General features: G+C 36.9%; 18 protein-coding genes and 1 riboswitch. Of the genes, 14 read left to right on the top strand and 4 right to left on the bottom strand.

Features of this window, described 5'->3' with window-relative positions; all coding sequences use genetic code 11:
• Window positions 1-81: 81 nt before the first annotated feature.
• From ACOI1C_RS09745 to ACOI1C_RS09735, 3 genes are all read left to right on the top strand, one after another.
• On the top strand, window positions 82-588 hold the full coding sequence (locus tag ACOI1C_RS09745; protein WP_422510341.1) for a LiaI-LiaF-like domain-containing protein: 507 nt from the start codon (window positions 82-84) through the stop codon (window positions 586-588).
• 318 nt (window positions 589-906) lie between these two features.
• Window positions 907-1,038 carry a DUF6254 family protein gene (locus ACOI1C_RS09740; RefSeq protein ID WP_422510340.1) on the top strand — a complete coding sequence of 44 codons (132 nt, stop codon included), beginning with the start codon at window positions 907-909 and terminating at the stop codon, window positions 1,036-1,038.
• A gap of 139 nt (window positions 1,039-1,177) precedes the next feature.
• On the top strand, window positions 1,178-2,800 hold the full coding sequence (locus tag ACOI1C_RS09735; protein WP_422510339.1) for an ABC-F family ATP-binding cassette domain-containing protein: 1,623 nt from the start codon (window positions 1,178-1,180) through the stop codon (window positions 2,798-2,800).
• Between the two features lie 813 nt (window positions 2,801-3,613).
• On the opposite strand, the gene phoU is transcribed toward ACOI1C_RS09735, so the two are convergent.
• A complete protein-coding gene (phoU, locus tag ACOI1C_RS09730) occupies window positions 3,614-4,273 on the bottom strand; it encodes a phosphate signaling complex protein PhoU (RefSeq protein ID WP_422510338.1) in 660 nt (219 codons plus the stop codon).
• Window positions 4,274-4,730: 457 nt separating this feature from the next.
• Window positions 4,731-4,774: riboswitch (PreQ1 riboswitch) on the top strand.
• A gap of 100 nt (window positions 4,775-4,874) precedes the next feature.
• On the opposite strand from phoU, the gene queC reads away from it, so the two are divergent.
• From queC to queF, 4 genes are read left to right on the top strand one after another with little or no spacing between them, the layout of a single operon-like run.
• Window positions 4,875-5,537, top strand: a complete 663-nt coding sequence (queC, locus tag ACOI1C_RS09725) for a 7-cyano-7-deazaguanine synthase QueC (protein ID WP_422510337.1) — start codon at window positions 4,875-4,877, stop codon at window positions 5,535-5,537.
• Window position 5,538: 1 nt separating this feature from the next.
• Complete coding sequence (queD, locus tag ACOI1C_RS09720; protein WP_422510336.1) at window positions 5,539-5,979, top strand: 6-carboxytetrahydropterin synthase QueD; 441 nt, start codon at window positions 5,539-5,541, stop codon at window positions 5,977-5,979.
• Window positions 5,976-6,704, top strand: a complete 729-nt coding sequence (gene queE / locus ACOI1C_RS09715) for a 7-carboxy-7-deazaguanine synthase QueE (protein ID WP_422510335.1) — start codon at window positions 5,976-5,978, stop codon at window positions 6,702-6,704. Before queD ends, queE begins: the two co-directional genes overlap by 4 nt.
• Before the next feature lie 25 nt (window positions 6,705-6,729).
• Window positions 6,730-7,227 (top strand): preQ(1) synthase, encoded by a 498-nt coding sequence (gene queF, locus ACOI1C_RS09710; protein WP_422510334.1) that lies wholly within the window; start codon window positions 6,730-6,732, stop codon window positions 7,225-7,227.
• Window positions 7,228-7,293: 66 nt separating this feature from the next.
• Here the strand turns inward: queF and ACOI1C_RS09705 are convergent, their stop codons facing one another.
• Window positions 7,294-7,482: a YkvS family protein gene (locus ACOI1C_RS09705; RefSeq protein WP_422510394.1), complete on the bottom strand. Its 189-nt coding sequence runs from the start codon at window positions 7,480-7,482 to the stop codon at window positions 7,294-7,296.
• 189 nt (window positions 7,483-7,671) lie between these two features.
• Between ACOI1C_RS09705 and ACOI1C_RS09700 the strand changes: the two genes are divergently transcribed.
• The 4 genes from ACOI1C_RS09700 (at window position 7,672) to ACOI1C_RS09685 (ending at window position 11,329) form a co-directional block, all read left to right on the top strand.
• Window positions 7,672-8,550 (top strand): patatin-like phospholipase family protein, encoded by an 879-nt coding sequence (locus tag ACOI1C_RS09700; RefSeq protein WP_422510333.1) that lies wholly within the window; start codon window positions 7,672-7,674, stop codon window positions 8,548-8,550.
• Window positions 8,551-8,614: 64 nt separating this feature from the next.
• Window positions 8,615-8,809: an abortive phage infection protein gene (locus ACOI1C_RS09695; RefSeq protein ID WP_422510332.1), complete on the top strand. Its 195-nt coding sequence runs from the start codon at window positions 8,615-8,617 to the stop codon at window positions 8,807-8,809.
• A gap of 357 nt (window positions 8,810-9,166) precedes the next feature.
• Entirely contained in the window at window positions 9,167-10,414 is a 1,248-nt protein-coding gene (locus ACOI1C_RS09690) for a S8 family peptidase (protein ID WP_422510331.1), read from the top strand.
• A 315-nt stretch (window positions 10,415-10,729) separates the two neighbouring features.
• Complete coding sequence (locus ACOI1C_RS09685; protein WP_422510329.1) at window positions 10,730-11,329, top strand: cell wall hydrolase; 600 nt, start codon at window positions 10,730-10,732, stop codon at window positions 11,327-11,329.
• A 49-nt stretch (window positions 11,330-11,378) separates the two neighbouring features.
• On the opposite strand, the gene mgtE is transcribed toward ACOI1C_RS09685, so the two are convergent.
• Window positions 11,379-12,740, bottom strand: coding sequence for a magnesium transporter (gene mgtE / locus ACOI1C_RS09680; RefSeq protein WP_422510393.1), 1,362 nt, complete (start codon window positions 12,738-12,740; stop codon window positions 11,379-11,381).
• A gap of 36 nt (window positions 12,741-12,776) precedes the next feature.
• The gene (locus ACOI1C_RS09675) at window positions 12,777-13,361 is read right to left on the bottom strand and encodes a TetR/AcrR family transcriptional regulator (protein ID WP_422510327.1); all 585 of its coding nucleotides are present in this window, start codon (window positions 13,359-13,361) and stop codon (window positions 12,777-12,779) included.
• Window positions 13,362-13,517: 156 nt separating this feature from the next.
• Here ACOI1C_RS09675 and ACOI1C_RS09670 point away from each other — a divergent pair, with 156 nt between their 5' ends.
• The 3 genes from ACOI1C_RS09670 to ACOI1C_RS09660 all read left to right on the top strand — a co-directional run bounded on the left by ACOI1C_RS09670 (window position 13,518) and on the right by ACOI1C_RS09660 (window position 16,758).
• Entirely contained in the window at window positions 13,518-14,423 is a 906-nt protein-coding gene (locus tag ACOI1C_RS09670; protein WP_422510392.1) for an ABC transporter ATP-binding protein, read from the top strand.
• Complete coding sequence (locus ACOI1C_RS09665; protein ID WP_422510325.1) at window positions 14,404-15,210, top strand: ABC transporter permease subunit; 807 nt, start codon at window positions 14,404-14,406, stop codon at window positions 15,208-15,210. Before ACOI1C_RS09670 ends, ACOI1C_RS09665 begins: the two co-directional genes overlap by 20 nt.
• A 102-nt stretch (window positions 15,211-15,312) precedes the next feature.
• Entirely contained in the window at window positions 15,313-16,758 is a 1,446-nt protein-coding gene (locus ACOI1C_RS09660) for a glycoside hydrolase family 32 protein (RefSeq protein ID WP_422510323.1), read from the top strand.
• Window positions 16,759-17,202: the final 444 nt, after the last annotated feature.

The following is a 17,202-nucleotide window of genomic DNA, read 5'->3' as shown; positions in this document are numbered from 1 at the left end:
GTAAAATGTGCCTATTTTTTTTGGATTGCCAGTAACATTTCCTATGATTTTCAGTTATGATAATTGTAAGGGGGGATTATAATGAAACTGAAAGATGTGTTAATTGGAACAACATTAATCATTGTAGGAGTCATTTTTTCGCTGCAGTCTTTTGGAATTGTAACGAACTTTTGGGGATACTTTTGGCCGATGTTCCTTATTGTTCCAGGTGTTATTTTTCATCTTGCATTCTTTTTGAGCGGTGCAAAAAAACATCTTGCAGGTTTATTAGTTCCAGGAGGAATATTACTAGTTATTGGTTTATTATTTGCATTTGAAACCATGACTTCTTGGCAATTTTCTGAGGATACATGGCCTATCTACTTGTTTGCAGTGGCACTTGGATTGTTTGAGTTATATGTGTTTGGTGGAAGAGAGTCAGGACTCTTAATTCCAGTGTTCATTTTAGCAGGAATAGGTACCATTTTCTTACTTAACGGACTTTTGAGTTATCCTATTTTCAAGTTTTGGCCATTGATCTTAATTGCAGTAGGATTGTATATTATTTTAGGTAGAAGCCGCTCTAAGTCAGGATTAACAAAACAGTAGAACTTTTAAGGAAAGACTTTTCTAAAAGATTATTGTTTTTAAGAAGTAATTTTGTGAAAGATACCCGTTTATAAGTAGTTTGATTGGAGCGGAAGGTGCGTGACTTCTGTGGGATCAGCGGGACAGGTGAGGTCCCGAAAGGCGCAGCCGAGGATGCTCACCGCCCGCCCAGCGGAAATCAACTACTCCTCAATGGTGAAACAGCAACAATGTTTACGAAAACAGCCTAAGGAAATGATGTAGTATACTTTTCTCATACATAAGTTTCCTTTTTTCCGAAATGATAATAGGGAAGTCTTATAAAAGGAGAAAACAAAAATGACACAGTCAAAAAAACAACAAGAACGTCAATGGACAACAAGAAAAGAATCACAAAACCCACATGGGAAAGTAAAATCATTCGAAGAGCTTGGTGAAGAAGCAACAAAGGACAATCAAACCAACCAATAAAGGAAAGAGTGGTATGAGGTGAAAATCTCATACCTTTTGTCATTATAAAGCCATTTCCTAAGGAGAGGCTCTGTTAAAGTTGGGCATAATTATGCTATACTATCCGAAGTGAAGAGAAATTGAATGGAGGATACATTGCATGATTGCAGTTCAAAACGTAGGTTTACGATATGGAGACCGAAAATTATTTGATGATGTAAATATAAAATTCACCCCTGGGAATTGCTATGGATTGATTGGAGCAAATGGAGCGGGTAAGTCAACATTCTTAAAAATACTGTCCGGAGAAATAGAAGCTCAACAAGGTGACATTATCATTACTCCTGGTGAACGTCTTGCTGTCTTAAAGCAAAACCACTTTGAGTATGAAGAATTTGAAGTCATGGAAACAGTTATCAAAGGTCACGCACGTCTTTACGAAGTGATGAAAGAAAAAGATGCAATCTACATGAAAGCAGATTTCACAGATGAAGACGGAATGAAAGCAGCAGAGCTTGAAGGAGAGTTTGCTGATTTAAACGGATGGGAAGCTGAATCCGAAGCAGCTATTCTTTTAAAAGGACTCGGTATTGGAGAAGATCTTCACAATAAGAAAATGGCCGAATTAACGGGTGGAGAAAAAGTTAAGGTTTTACTAGCTCAAGCCTTATTTGGTAAGCCAGACATTTTATTATTGGATGAGCCAACCAACCATTTAGATATTAAGGCCATTCGTTGGTTAGAGGAATTTTTGATCAACTTTGATAACACTGTTATTGTAGTTTCCCATGACCGTCACTTCTTAAATAAAGTATGTACTCATACTGCTGACTTAGATTTTGCAAAAATAAGGGTATATGTTGGAAACTATGATTTCTGGTATGAATCTAGCCAGCTAGTATCAAGATTATCATCAGACGCGAACAAAAAGAAAGAAGAGAGAATTAAGGAGCTTCAAGCCTTTATTGCTCGTTTTAGTGCAAATGCTTCGAAATCAAAACAAGCAACTTCTAGAAAAAAATTACTCGATAAGATCGAACTAGATGATATTCAACCATCATCTCGTAAGTATCCTTTTGTGAATTTTTCTCAGGAAAGAGAAGTAGGGAACGATTTATTACTCGTAGAGGGATTATCTAAGACAATTGATGGGGTTAAAGTGTTAGATAATGTTAGTTTTATTGTCAATAAGGCAGATAAAATTGCTTTTGTTGGACGAAATGAGTTAGCTAAAACGACGTTATTTAAAATTTTAATGGGTGAAATGGAAGCTGATAGTGGCACATATAAATGGGGTGTTACAACAAGTCAGGCATATTTTCCGAAGGACAACTCTGAATTCTTTGAAGAAAATGACATGAACCTAGTAGATTGGTTGCGCCAATATTCACCTAATGACCAAACAGAAAGTTTCTTAAGAGGTTTCCTTGGAAGAATGCTATTCTCTGGTGAGGAAGTTAATAAAAAGGCGAAAGTTTTATCTGGAGGAGAAAAAGTACGTTGTATGCTTTCTAAGATGATGCTTAAAGGTGCAAATGTTCTGTTGTTAGATGAGCCAACCAACCACCTAGACTTAGAATCTATTACAGCTTTAAATAACGGGTTGACCGTATTCAAAGGAACCATGCTGTTCACTTCTCACGATCACCAATTTGTTCAAACGGTTGCAAACCGAATTATTGAAATTACACCTAAAGGTATTGTCGATAAGGTAAGTACATTTGATGAATATTTGGAAAATAAAGAGCTTCAAAAGCAAGTAGAAGCTTTGTATATTGCTTAATCGCTAATATTTAATGACAAAAAAAGAGCAGACTATATGTTATTTGGACAGTCATTGTGGAGAAGCCCACTAAATAACTGTCCAAATAACATTGGAATTCTCAACTTAAATCAAATAGTATCAGCATAAAAAAACTCGGAGTTTACACTCTGAGTTTTTCTTTTTGACTGTTTTCATACGTTATGATTTTAACAGATGTAGGATATAAAGTTTGCCCGTTGATTTTTCGTTGCAGGCACTTGCTTTTTCGCGGGGAGGGATGCGAGCCTCCTCTCGGCTTTGCCTGTGGGGTCTCGCACTTCCCTCTATGTCCCGCAGGAGTCAAGTGCCTGGAGCACAATGTAACGGACAACTTTACAATATAAAATTTATATATATAAGAGGATGTTCAAAAAGTCCGGCAAAAATAGCTTCGAATTTCTTCGTCAGCTCGTCTTTCCGCTCCTCACGTATACAAAACATACGCTCCGGTGCTCAAGACTTCGCTTCCTTGAACTTCTTTGCTCTTTTTGTCCTCCTTTTTGAACAGGCTCTATAAGCAAAGAAATATTCAAAAACAGCCTTAAATTAACACCGAAAATGATAACCGAAATGCATACGAAAAAAACGAATGACAGGTAACTATTGTCATACTGTTAATTTATATCCTATTTTAATTGAAACTTTACAATGAAAGAGTGCTAAACCATTATATAACAACAAAAAACGAGCACCAAATCATTACGATTGCATACTCGTTTTCGTATGCTATTTCTATTGTTTCTCCACGTTATCTGAACTACTTATCCTAAATGGACTACGCTTTTTTTGTCATTAAAAATTTAAATCAATTCTCTCACCCTTAACTAGATATACGATATTTTCTGCAATGTTTGTCACATGATCTCCTACTCGTTCTAAATATCTACAAATGAATGCGAGCTGAGTCAATTGTGGAATGGATTCAGGTTTCATTGCCATCAAGCTTAATAGTTTTTGGATTGTATCTCCATACATGCTGTCGACGATATCGTCTGTCTTTGCAATCAAATAGGCCATCTCTACACTTTCTTCATGATAGGCACTTAATGAATCCGATAGCATTTTTTGAACAATTTTAGCCATTTGAGGTATAGCTTCAGTTGAGGCATAAAAGGGTTCTTTACCAATGAATATTGTCGATTTCGCTATATTTACAGCAAGATCACCAATTCTTTCAATATCAGAGGAGATTTTTAATGCGACAATGATTCTTCTTAAATCTGAAGCTACTGGCTGTTGTTTAACAATGTTTCTAATGGCAATTTCATTAATTTCTTTTTCTAGTTTATTTATTTCTTTATCTTGATGAATAATGTGGCGGGCTAACTCTAGGTCCTGTGATTGTAAGGCGATAATAGATTGGTCAATCGCATGTTTCGATTGATAGACCATCTCGAGTAGTTTTTCCTTTAAGGCAACTAGCTGCTCATCAAACTGGGTGCGTACGCTCATGTAAAATCCTCCTCCTGCTACTTACATTCATATGAAAATCATTATTTGTATATACCTTCCCCGAGAAAATAACTCTCACGTATCTACAAAACATATCAAAAATTTCAAGAAATTTGTATCAGTTTCGCACGACAATTACTGCCGTGTTTTGTTGTAATTCGTCACATTAGGAGGGAAATAAGAAACTACTATGGAAATGAGGGCTCGTTATATATAAGTAATATTATTTTAAGGTGTTGTAAAACGTTAACGAAAACAAAATTGTATAATGGAATTGGAAAAATATACTTCATCCTTCTGTAACCATGGACATGATTTGACGGGGTTGAATGATTAAGAAGAGTGCAAGGAGATCAAAGGTAATAATGTGCTGAATATTAATCCTTGTCGAAATTTGTTTTTATGGTATAGTTGATTAGGATAAAAACTTAATGATTGTAAAGTGTGCTTTCACACGAAACGAGAGGTTCGAAAACTCCCTCTATAAAAAACTATGGGTGAAAATGTTACCTTTTGGTATCGTTTTATTCAGTTCTGCCCAATAGTTGGAGTAAACTCATGACGCTCGTTTCTTTCTATATATAGAAAGGGGCTTTTTTTGTTGCTTAAAAAAGAAAAGGCAGTTGTTGTATTTAGTGGTGGCCAAGATAGTACAACGAGCCTTTTTTGGGCGCTTAACCATTTTGATGAAGTTGAAACGGTTACATTCAACTACAATCAAAAGCATAAATTAGAAATAGAATGTGCTGCATCAATTGCTCGTGAGTTAAACGTACAACATACCGTGTTAGACATGTCTTTATTGAACCAGTTGGCACCTAATGCTTTGACTCGGGATGATATCGCCATTGAGCAAAAAGAGGGTGGGCTTCCATCTACTTTTGTAGATGGACGAAATCACTTATTTTTATCATTTGCTGCGGTTCTAGCCAAGCAAGTAGGGGCTCGTCATATTATCACTGGAGTTTGCGAAACAGATTTCAGTGGATATCCAGACTGTCGTGATGTCTTTGTGAAATCCCTAAATGTAACCCTCAACTTAGCAATGGACTATCAATTTGTCATTCATACACCTTTAATGTGGATTAATAAGGCTGAGACATGGGGACTTGCTGATGATCTTGGTGTGTTAGATTTTGTAAGGGAAAAAACGTTAACCTGCTATAACGGTATTATATCGGATGGCTGTGGGGAATGCCCTGCCTGTGAATTGCGTCAAAAAGGACTCCGTGATTACTTAGAAACAAAAGGAGAGGAGTGTTAGCATGATACAGCAATTTTATCCTCAAGTGTTTCATCCTTATTCGTATGAATTAAATAAGGATATGCACTTTGCAGCTGCTCATTTTGTCCCTCACGAAGAAGCGGGGAAATGTCGTCAAGTTCATGGTCATACCTATTTTGTCAATGTTACGGTAGCAGGCGACGAACTCAATAAGTCTGGATTTCTAGTGAACTTTCAAGACTTAAAAAGAGTCGTGCATGATCGGTATGATCACACTCTTTTAAATGACCAGACTGCTGACTTTAATGGCCAAAATTCAAATGACTTTCCAACAACTGAAGTCGTGGCTAGGAAGATTTGGGAAAACATTCAGTCATTCTTGGATACTCTATTGAACAAACCAAATTGTGTCCAAGTGCTTGTTAGAGAAACACCAACAAGCTATGTGGTGTATCGTCCGAAATCTTGTGTGCAAAGATGACAAAAACAATACCGGTTTTAGAAATCTTCGGTCCTACCATTCAAGGAGAGGGCGCCGTTATTGGGATGAAAACGATGTTCGTCCGAACGGCTGGTTGTGATTACTCTTGTAGTTGGTGTGACTCGGCCTTCACGTGGGATGGGTCTGCTAAGGATGATATAAAGCACATGACTGCAGATGAAATATGGGAAAAGCTGAGAGATCTTGGGCAAGACAAGTTCTCCCATGTGACGATTTCAGGTGGAAACCCTGTTTTACTAAGTAATATGAGTGGACTAGTATCTTTGCTAAGAGAGAATAAAATTCGTATCGGGGTTGAGACTCAAGGGTCAAAGTGGCAGGATTGGCTGTCGCTAGTACATGATATTACAGTCTCTCCTAAACCACCAAGCTCAGGTATGGAAACAGACTATGATAAGTTAGATGCTATTATTAAAAAATTAGATAAAAGCCTGGAAAGCAATCTCTCATTAAAGGTTGTTGTTTTTACTAATGAAGACTTTGTCTATGCAAAAGCCATTCATAACCGATACCCTGGTGTGCCTTTCTATGTCCAAGTAGGAAATGACGATGTTTATGGAACTGAGGACCAATCATTGGTTCAGTCATTATTAACTAAATATGAATGGCTCATTGATCAAGTTGTGTTGTCTTGTGAAATGAATGATGTACGTGTACTACCTCAGCTTCATACTCTTGTATGGGGAAATAAACGCGGGGTTTAACTTTAATAGAATGGATGGTATGAAAATGAGCGGAAGAAAAGATTCAGAATTAGAAGGTGTGACTTTACTTGGGAATCAAGGTACCAAGTATTTATTCGAATACTCACCAGCAATCCTAGAAAGTTTTGAAAATAAACATGAAAATCGAGACTATTTTGTAAAATTTAATTGTCCAGAATTCTCCAGTTTATGCCCAAAAACTGGACAGCCTGATTTCGCGACGATCTACATTAGTTATATCCCTGATAAGCTAATGGTAGAAAGCAAGTCTTTAAAGCTATACTTATTTAGCTTCAGAAACCATGGTGATTTCCATGAAGATTGTATGAACATCATCATGAATGACTTAATTAAGCTAATGGATCCGCGATATATAGAGGTCTGGGGGAAATTCACTCCAAGAGGCGGGATCTCCATTGATCCTTATACAAACCATGGTCGTCCTGGAACGAAATATGAACAAATGGCTGATTACAGATTGATGAACCATGATTTGTATCCAGAGAAGATTGATAATCGATAGATTTTATTTTGAGATACTATTTCGTCACTAAATAAAAAGTAGGAACAGCAACCTGTTCCTACTTTTTTACGCTTTTACAGCACCTATTATTTTATAATTTTTGTGGTTAACAACCGTTCGTCTTTCTAATTCAAGGTCTAGAAAGTTTTCCATATATGTGAGGTCAACAATTACTGAGTTTTCATTTACTTTTTCTACGATACCCTGTAGACCATCTTTGAATTCAATAATATCTCCTAATACAGCGATTTTCATCATAAAATTCCCCTTCCTAATACCTTACTTACAATTTTGCATGAGTTTTGTCGAAAGGTAAAGCAATTTTTTTCATTTTTGTGTAAATTATTATAATAGTTACTGAGACTATACTTTTAAAAATTATATCAATATATGGTAAAATGGTAATTATAATAAAATATACAGGTGGAAGGGAGACTAAAAAGTATGGTTCAAGCAGGCTTAGTTTTAGAAGGCGGCGGAATGAGAGGAGTTTATACTTCAGGTGTATTAGAATATTTTATGGAGCAGAAGCTCTATTTTCCATACAATATAGGTGTTTCAGCCGGAGCATGTAATGCTGTCTCCTACCTATCTCGGCAAAAAGGAAGAAATCGAACGGTAAACATTGATTATATCAATCATCCAAATTATCTATCCATTCGGAATTACATAAAAAAAAGGCAATTGTTTGGTATGGATTTTATCTTTGATGAAATTCCGAATGTATTAGTTCCCTTTGACTATGAGACCTTCTATAAAGCAACAGAAACATTTGTCGTTGGGACAACAGACTGTGTAACTGGCGAGACCGTTTATTATAATAATCATGAACATGGGAAAGACTTGCTTACTATTCTTAGGGCTTCAAGCTCTCTACCGTTTGTTGCTCCAATCGTTTCCTATGATAATCGAAGCCTGCTAGATGGTGGAATTTCTGAGCCAATTCCCATTAGACAAGCAGAACGAGATGGATTCTCAAAAAATGTTGTCATTTTAACGCAAAATCGTGGCTATCAGAAAAAGAAAAATAACTCAAGTCCTTCATGGATTTCCAGAAGAGCATATAAAACATACCCAGGTTTATTAAATAAATTATCTATACGATCAGGATATTACAACGAAACTCTACAATATATAGGAAATCAGGAAAAGAGTGGTAATGCATTTATTATTCAGCCTACAAAACCTTTAAAAGTGGGAAGAATAGAGCGAAACAGAAATAGGTTAACAGAATTATTTAATGAGGGGTACGATGATGGAAGACGAATGTATCCTGAGTTGTTAGAGTGGTTGGGAAATAAAAACAGGAGCTCTTTCAATTAGCCATTGTTTTTGTTATGCAACAATTGTAATAGCAATGTTGAATTTAGATTCGGAGGATGACATAATGGATCGTAGTGAGATTGAAATGATAGTAGAAAAGCTCAGAAGTCGAGAAATTGAGGAATATCTAGTTTCAAAAGTAGATTTTATGGCATTTCGTGAGGTACTTGTAAAAGAAGAAGATTTTAAGTATTTTCGAGGGATTGCCCAACATCAAGGTGCAGTGATCTATACATATATGGACGAAGCGAGAAGCTGATTAATTAGACTTACTGAGCTATAAATAAATCCATTTCATATTTAAGTGAATCTTTCTAAGCGAAGAATCCCTCCACTCAGTGGTAGGATTTTTTGCATTTAATTTGATTTTCCATATAACAATAATTTGCAATTGCATTTATGAAAGTTAAGAAACTGATATTTGGAAGTTTTTTCTATTGGGAAAGTACCATCAAAAATCATTGCTTTAAAGCGATTTTTCGGATCAATTTTCCCAATACCCAAATAAAAGAATGCGTGTTATGATGATATTGAAAATTCAGATTATTAAAAAAATCAGAGTTTTCTTCTGCTAGTACATAGTAGAAAAAATCGTATTAAGGGAGAGGTTTTGTAGATGAAATGGTTAAAAATTGTTGGAAGTTTGTTAATGACCGCAGTTCTAATCACACCTATGTACTCTACAAGTGTTGGAGCATCTGAAGTCAAGTCAGGAAAGGTTCGTGTTCTAATTAACTCTACAGATGAGAATGAAAAAAAAGCGGCAAAAGCTAATTACGGAAAGCGATGGGAATTTACTAATAATGGCTTTACGACTGATGTAACAGAAAAACAGTTAGAGGCATTAAAAAAGAATAAAAAGCTGTCGGTGGAATTAGTGGAACAAGTATCATTAGATGCTAAACCAGACAACACAGCAAGTAGAACATCAGTACCAAATGATCAAACTCCATGGGGCATTGAAGCAATGTACGAGGATGCAAACATTCTTACAACCTCTGGTGGAAGTGGAATAAAGGTAGCGGTGTTGGATACTGGTGTTCATAAGACTCACGTGGATTTAACAAGTAACATTGAACAATGTAAGGACTTTAGTCAAAGAGCAAGTCTTGTAAACAATACATGTACAGATAAAAATGGACATGGGACACATGTTGCAGGGACTGTCCTTGCTGATGGTGGTACTGATGGTCAAGGTGTTTACGGAGTAGCTCCTGACGCTAAGTTATGGGCTTACAAGGTCCTGAATGACCGTGGATCGGGTTATTCAGATGATATTGCAGCAGCAATCCGTCATGCTGGAGACGAGGCAAGCCGTTTAGGAGTAAAGGTTGTCGTTAATATGTCTCTTGGTTCTAGTACGAAGAATTCCTTAATTACTGACGCAGTGACTTATGCATATGGTAAGGGTGTATTAGTTGTTGCTGCAGCAGGAAACAGCGGTCCAAATGCAAATACAATTGGATATCCAGGTGCACTTCCTAATGCAGTCGCGGTGGCTGCACTAGAGGATGTACAGCAAAATGGAACATATCGAGTAGCTGATTTCTCTTCACGTGGAAATCCAAACACAGATGGAGATTATATCATTGGTGAAAAAGATGTAGAATTATCAGCACCAGGTCGAGCGGTTGAGTCAACTTGGTATACTGGTAACTACAATACTATCAGTGGTACTTCAATGGCAACACCTCACGTAGCTGGTTTAGCAGCGAAAGTTTGGGCAGCGAACCCTGGTTTCTCGGCTGTGCAATTACGTACAGAGTTACAAAACCGTGCAAAGGCAAACGATATCTTAGGTGGAACTGGTGCTGCTGTTGGTGATGACTATGCATCAGGATTTGGTTTCCCAACTGTAAAGTAAGAGGTATCTCATGACTATTCCTCCATTTTTGCCTTTCTGGTTTATCTAGAAAGGCTTTTTTTTATGACTAGTCAAATGAAAACAAATTAGCCTCAAGTGAGAATGACAATGTAAGGGTTGCATTTTTACTTCGTATCCTCTTTTTTCGAAAAAAAGAAGATAACCTGGAATGGTTAATTTTACTAAGGGATGCTGGAGTGCCTAGTATAATAGGGTTTCTTCTATCGCGAAAATCTAGTGGGAAGTTTTAGGGGCTGAAAACCTTCTAGTAAGCTGTTAGCCTAGTAAGTGAGCAAACTACTAGGAGGTTTTCAAATGAAATGGTTTAAAAAACTAGCAATTGCTTCGACTCTAGCTGCAACAATCTTTACTTTTCAAATAGGTGCAGCAGATGCAGATACATCGTCACATCAAGTTAAAAGTGGAGAGACTTTCTGGAAGATTAGCAACCAATACGGAATTCCTACCGCTGCCATTCAGAAGATAAATAATAAAAAAAACTTTAGTCTATTTGCTGGGGAGAATCTGACAATTCCCCATATTCCAACAAGCTATGAAAGAGAATTACTTGCTAGATTAGTATATGCTGAAGCAAAAGGAGAACCGTATGCAGGTAAAGTAGCGGTTGCTACGGTTGTACTAAATCGTGTAGATAGTTCTTTATTTCCTAACTCTATTCAAGGTGTAATTACAGAACGTTCTGCTGGGGGTTACTACGCATTTTCACCAGTTTCAAGCGGAACAATTAATCAAGCAGCAGATGCTGAATCCAAGCGCGCAGTGCAAGAAGCACTTATGTTTAGAGGCCAAGGAAGCGGATCTATTTACTTCTACAATCCTAAAACAGCTCAAAGCACATGGATTAAATCACGTTTGATCACAATCAAGATCGGAAATCATGTATTTGCTAGATAATTTGTAAAGAGGAATGGGGATATCCCCATTCCTCTTATATTGCTCAAATCTACATTAAATATTTAATAAATATTGTCGCAATCCCAAAATAAGTCACCAATGAAAAAATATCATTAATGGTTGTAATAAGAGGTCCAGATGCAACTGCTGGATCTATTTTTAAGCGATATAGAATCAGTGGAATGATGGTTCCGGAAAGTGTTCCAATAACTAACGTCAAAAATAGAGAACTTCCAACTACAATTCCTAAAATGAAATCCCCTTGCCATACATAAGCAATGATGGCAATTAAGACACTGCATGTTACCCCAATAATTAACCCTACACCTAATTCACGTAGTATAAGTTTTATGACCATTTGTTTGTCTAAATCTCTTGATACAAGGCCTCTAACGACAACTGCTAATGATTGTGTACCCGTATTACCAGTCATACCTGCAATCATTGGCATGAAAAAGGCTAATGCCACAACTTTTTGAAGCGTTTCTTCAAAGCTACTGATTATTCCCCCGGAGATAATACCTATAAATAAAAGTAAAATCAGCCATGGAAGTCTTCGATAGGCTGCAACTAAGGATTTTGTTTCAAAATCAATGGATTTTCCAGTTGCTGAGAGTTTTTCAAAATCTTCATTGGCTTCTTGGATTAAAACATCAATGATGTCATCAATCGTTATTATTCCTTTTAACACATGATCTATATCCACAACGGGTATGGCTAAAAAATCATACCTCTCAATAATTTTAGCTACTTCTTCCTGGTCCATATCAACAGGGACCGAAATAACTCTTTCATACATTATATCTGTGATTTTGTCTTCAAGTTCAGCCAGAATAATATCTCGATAAGAGACAACACCAGCAAGTTTTTTCTCTTGGTCAATTACATATAAATAATTTATGGTCTCGGAGTACTCGGCAAAGTCTTTTAACTTCTCAACAGTGTCTCTGACGGTGTAATGATCTGGAATCCAAACGAAGCGATTGGTCATGAGCCTTCCTGCTGTTTCATGTTCATAGCTTAATAACTGCTGTACGGCTTCTGACTCTTCTTTCTTCATTCCTGATAAATAACCTTCAATAGTGCTTTGAGATAGGGGTTCAAACAAGGATGCGAGATCATCATTATCCATTTCATCCATGATCTGGCCTGATTTTTCAATTCCTAGAGTATTAAAAACCTCTAGTTGTTGTGCGTCTTCCTCTAACTCTTCAACCAAGTCAGCAAGCTGATTGGTTTGAAGGGAGAGAAGAAACTTGTGCCGATGCTTTGCAGGAAGTAATGTATATAATTTGGCTAAATCATAGGGTTGGAGTTCGTCTAGAATTGCCTCTAACTCAGCTCGTTTGTTTTCTTTAAGAGCTTTTATGACGATTAATGTAATCTGATTTTCCGATAAGTGATTAGTAATCAATTCATCCCTCCTTTTGGGATTTCTACTTGTTGGTTACTTCCCTATTAAACCATAGAAAAACATATGTAGAAGTTCTTTTGCAAAAGTATTTCCATTAGTAACTATTTTCGAATAGGTAGAAGCTTCATTACTAAGCATCTGTAAATAAAATAAAATGACTTCCAAAGATAGTTCTGAGTTTATTTTACCTGTGTCCTGCCCTTCTTTAATGAACTGAACAAAGAGGGGGATTGCCTTCGTTTGCGAAAAATGCTGAAGAAAGCTTCGAAGCTCGTCATCCTTTACGAGTGCCGTCTCAATAATATCAGGATATATTTCCTCTGCACTCTTTATTTTATCTAAAATATACTGTTCAATTCTCTCTTGGAAAGGTATCGATGTATTTAGTAACAATCCCTGATATTCTTCAAACTTTCGATTTGTATAATCAATCAGTGTTTCTCGAAATAACTGCTCTTTATTTTCAAAGTGATTGTAAATCGTAACTTGTGATACGTTTGCAAGCTTCGCAATATCTGTGATTTTAACATCCTTTAAACCATATTCAGAAAACAAAGTAAAAGCAGCCTGTTTAATACTTTTCCTTTTTCGATCCTTCAACTTTGGTAAACCTGTCAATGATTTTCACCTCTTACATAACATAACAAAAAAGTTGAAATATATACAACTATATAATTCATATAATACTTGAAAATGTATAAATAGGAGTTATAATTAAAATGAAATATTCTCGTTTAAATATTTCACTTTTTGATATAAGGGGGAATGGTAAAAGTGATCTCACTAGAACAGCTAACGAAGGTATTCACTAATGGAAAAGGAATCTTTGATGTGAGCTTTGAAGTTGCAAAAGGAGAGGTTTTTGGCTACCTAGGGCCTAATGGTGCCGGTAAATCAACGACCATTAGACAGCTTCTTGGGTTCATGAAGCCCTCTAGCGGGTCTGCAAGAATAAATGGATTGCATGTTTGGAAGGATTCATCTCAATGTTTAATGGAAGTAGGGTATTTACCTGGAGAAATTTCCTTTCTAGAAGGTATGACTGGACTTGATTTTATTAAACTAATCGAAGGAATGAGAGGAACAAAGGATGTATCGTATCGAAATGAATTAATCGAGCAATTTCAATTTGAAGTGGGTACGCCTATTCGTAAAATGTCTAAAGGAATGAAGCAAAAGGTAGCTATCGTCACAGCATTTATGCACAATCCACAGGTTCTCATTTTAGACGAACCAACATCCGGCTTAGATCCATTAATGCAAAAGGTGTTTATTGATTTAATCCTGGCTGAAAGGGAAAAGGGGAAGACCATTCTCATGAGCTCACACAGCTTTCAGGAAATTGAACGTACGTGTGACCGCGTTGGAGTCATTAAAGATGGTAGAATTGTAGCGGTAGAAGATATCAAGACTGTTCAGCAAAAACAACGGAAAATTTTTGAGATTACAGTGAATTCAAGGGAAGACGTAGGAAAACTTCATGATCAGCAGTTAGACATTCTTGAGGAAAAGGATTTAACCTTGCATATTGCCATAACGGGAGATCATCAGAGTTTTGTCCAAGCATTATCAAAATGTCATATATTGAACCTTTCTGTTCGAACACAAGAACTAGAAGAGATGTTTATGCATTATTATGCTCAAAAGGAGGGAAATGGAGATGAAGCTCTCACTATTTAATGCTATGTATAAAACAAATGGGAAACTAATTTTTGGCTTTGCTTTTGGGAGTTTCTTTTACCTGTGGCTAATTATTTGGCTGTATCCTACAATTGCTGATTTACCTGCGATGGATGATATATTAAAGTCAATGCCACCTGAGATGCTGAGCGCTTTTGGACTTACAAAAGGATTTGGCAGCATCGAAGCTTTTATCGCTGGAGAATTTTACGGGCTCTTATTCATTGTGATTCTAGTAATATATAGCGTGATGACATCTACGAGTTTAGTAGCAAGATTGGTTGATAATGGATCTATGGCTTACTTACTTTCAACAGGTGCATCTAGGCTAAAGGTCATTGTAACTCAAATGCTAGTTTTAGTATCCGGACTGCTGCTAATATCCTTTTTAACCTTTGTCTCTGGAATCACAGGTACCGCTTATGTTATTGATGGATATACGCTGGATGTGTCACAGTTCTTTCAACTAAATTTGGTAGGCTTTCTATTGTTCTATGTAATCTGTAGTTATTGCTTCCTTGTTTCAAGCTTAGTAAACGATGAAAAGAAGGCGCTAGGAATCTCTGCGGGTATTAGTTTAGTATTTTATATTTTAGATTTAGCTGGAAAAATTAGTGAAAATGTGGAGTGGTTTCGAAACTTCACGGTATTTTCTTTATTTGAGCCACAAGAACTTGCAACTGGATCTATTGATATTTTGATTCCAGCCCTAACTCTTATAGTTTTAGGTACCCTCATATTTACTATTGCTGCACTATTATTTACAAAACGAGATCTACCTTTATGAGTTGCCGTTTAGGTAACTCTCTTTTTTACATACTTAGAAAAGTACATTAAACTCTGAATGTTGAACAATCTAAATGAGACACTGTTGAAAAGGACGATGATGATGACGAGGGAAGATAAGCACAAGATAGCAGTAGATCAGGCGAATGATTATGTTTTTACACCTCTGGAAACCGTTAAAAGTGATGCTTACCGTTTAGGTTATCATATTATGACGCCCCGAGGCTGGATGAATGATCCAAATGGGCTCATTCAGTATAATGGCGAATATCACGTATTCTACCAACACTATCCGTATGATTCAAAGTGGGGTCCCATGCATTGGGGGCATGTTGTTAGTGATGATTTAGTTCATTGGAAGCATATGCCGATCTCCCTTGCACCTAGTGAGGATTACGACATCGGAGGCTGCTTTTCAGGAAGTGCAGTAAATAATAACGGTATATTGACCTTGATCTATACGGGACATGTGGATGAAAAAGATCCAAAAGAAGTTCAATGTTTGGCCTATAGTGAAGATGGAGTGACTTTTAGTAAAGAAGAACGTAATCCTGTCATTGGGTATCCACCGGAAGACGGGAGTCAAGATTTTCGTGATCCTAAAGTGTGGAAGCATGAGGAACAATGGTATATGGTCCTGGGCACAGGAAAGGACGAAGTAGGGAAAGCATTGCTTTATCGATCCAATGACTTGAGAGAGTGGGAATACATAGGGGTTATGGCTGAGAGTGATGGGACTCTCGGATATATGTGGGAGTGTCCTGATCTATTTAAACTAGGAAACAAGCATGTATTAGTTTTATCTCCAATGAAGGATGGATGGCAGAATCGTTATATTGTTGGTGAACTGGATTATGAAACAGGTAAATTCAAGCAGGAAGCTGATTACCAGCTTGATTACGGATTTCATTTTTATGCTCCACAAACATTAGAGGATGAATGTGGCCGTCGACTATTAATCGGATGGATGGATATGTGGGAGACAAAGATGCCTTCGCAAAAAAATGGGTGGGCTGGTGCCATGACCATTCCTCGGGAATTAACTTTATCTGATGAGAACCTACTAATTATAAAGCCGGTGAGTGAATTAGAAAAACTAAGAGCGAAGGAATTTAGTGTGGAGCTAGGTAAGGTAAATTCAAATGTATTTGAAGGTATTTCTGGAAGAAGGCTAGAAATAAAGGGAGAATTTGAGCTTGTTGAAGGAGATACAACTTTTTCTATCGGTCTATGTGAGAGCGAGGACGGGCAAGAGGAGACAGTGATTACATATGATGGTGGGAAGGAACAATTAACTGTTGATTTGCAGAAGTCAGGAGAAGGGCTATCAGGAATAGCTTCAGTACCGGTTGCGTTAAATGAGGGGAAGCTTTCCTTGCATATATTTTTAGACCATTCCTCATTAGAGGTGTTTGTAAATGATGGGCAGAGTGTTTTGACGAATAGAATCTATCCTAAAGAAACAAGTGATGGGGTTTATTTTAAAGTGGAAAGTGGAAAAGTGAACGTAATTGCTTTAGAAGTATGGGAATTGAAGAGTATTTGGTGAAATCCAATAGTTACTGATTTTTAATTCGAAAATCAAGGAACCCTTGTAAATGAGGCCACTGAAAAAGTAGTTACTATCGAAAAATGAGCTATTTTAGGGAGTATATGTTGATTGGAACGGATGTGCTAGGGCACCTGCTGGATATGTGGGACAGGTGAGACTCACGGCATGGCGTTTACGCCGAGGAGGCTCACCGCCCACCCCGGGGAATGGTGCATCCTCTCGTTACAATCAACAGGTATTTTAGCATATTTTTTAAAAAAAGGACTTTTTCAGCAGTCTCTTGTAAACAGGGGTTCTTCTTTATTGAAGCTCTAATAAATGTTTGATTTTAGCAAAAAAAACACATACTTTTTAACTGTAAATAACTAGTAAGACTAGGAAAGGGTGAAAAACTCCTGTTACTTTCCAAATATCCCTGTAACAAACTCCGCTTTTAATCCA

It is taken from the genome of Bacillus sp. DJP31 (assembly GCF_049310945.1).
Lineage (GTDB): Bacteria > Bacillota > Bacilli > Bacillales > SA4 > Bacillus_BS.
This window is presented reverse-complemented; position numbering and strand designations above follow the sequence as displayed.

Excerpts from the sequence above, each read along its gene's own strand:
- ACOI1C_RS09685 (WP_422510329.1), top strand. The coding sequence starts at position 10,730 with ATGAAATGGTTTAAAAAACTAGCAATTGCTTCGACTCTAGCTGCAACA.
- queD (WP_422510336.1), top strand. The coding sequence starts at position 5,539 with ATGATACAGCAATTTTATCCTCAAGTGTTTCATCCTTATTCGTATGAA.
- ACOI1C_RS09740 (WP_422510340.1), top strand. The coding sequence starts at position 907 with ATGACACAGTCAAAAAAACAACAAGAACGTCAATGGACAACAAGAAAA.
- ACOI1C_RS09745 (WP_422510341.1), top strand. The coding sequence starts at position 82 with ATGAAACTGAAAGATGTGTTAATTGGAACAACATTAATCATTGTAGGA.
- phoU (WP_422510338.1), bottom strand. The coding sequence starts at position 4,273 with ATGAGCGTACGCACCCAGTTTGATGAGCAGCTAGTTGCCTTAAAGGAA.
- ACOI1C_RS09665 (WP_422510325.1), top strand. The coding sequence starts at position 14,404 with ATGAAGCTCTCACTATTTAATGCTATGTATAAAACAAATGGGAAACTA.
- ACOI1C_RS09705 (WP_422510394.1), bottom strand. The coding sequence starts at position 7,482 with ATGAAAATCGCTGTATTAGGAGATATTATTGAATTCAAAGATGGTCTA.
- queF (WP_422510334.1), top strand. The coding sequence starts at position 6,730 with ATGAGCGGAAGAAAAGATTCAGAATTAGAAGGTGTGACTTTACTTGGG.
- ACOI1C_RS09735 (WP_422510339.1), top strand. The coding sequence starts at position 1,178 with ATGATTGCAGTTCAAAACGTAGGTTTACGATATGGAGACCGAAAATTA.
- queE (WP_422510335.1), top strand. The coding sequence starts at position 5,976 with ATGACAAAAACAATACCGGTTTTAGAAATCTTCGGTCCTACCATTCAA.
- ACOI1C_RS09695 (WP_422510332.1), top strand. The coding sequence starts at position 8,615 with ATGGATCGTAGTGAGATTGAAATGATAGTAGAAAAGCTCAGAAGTCGA.
- ACOI1C_RS09690 (WP_422510331.1), top strand. The coding sequence starts at position 9,167 with ATGAAATGGTTAAAAATTGTTGGAAGTTTGTTAATGACCGCAGTTCTA.
- ACOI1C_RS09660 (WP_422510323.1), top strand. The coding sequence starts at position 15,313 with ATGACGAGGGAAGATAAGCACAAGATAGCAGTAGATCAGGCGAATGAT.
- ACOI1C_RS09700 (WP_422510333.1), top strand. The coding sequence starts at position 7,672 with ATGGTTCAAGCAGGCTTAGTTTTAGAAGGCGGCGGAATGAGAGGAGTT.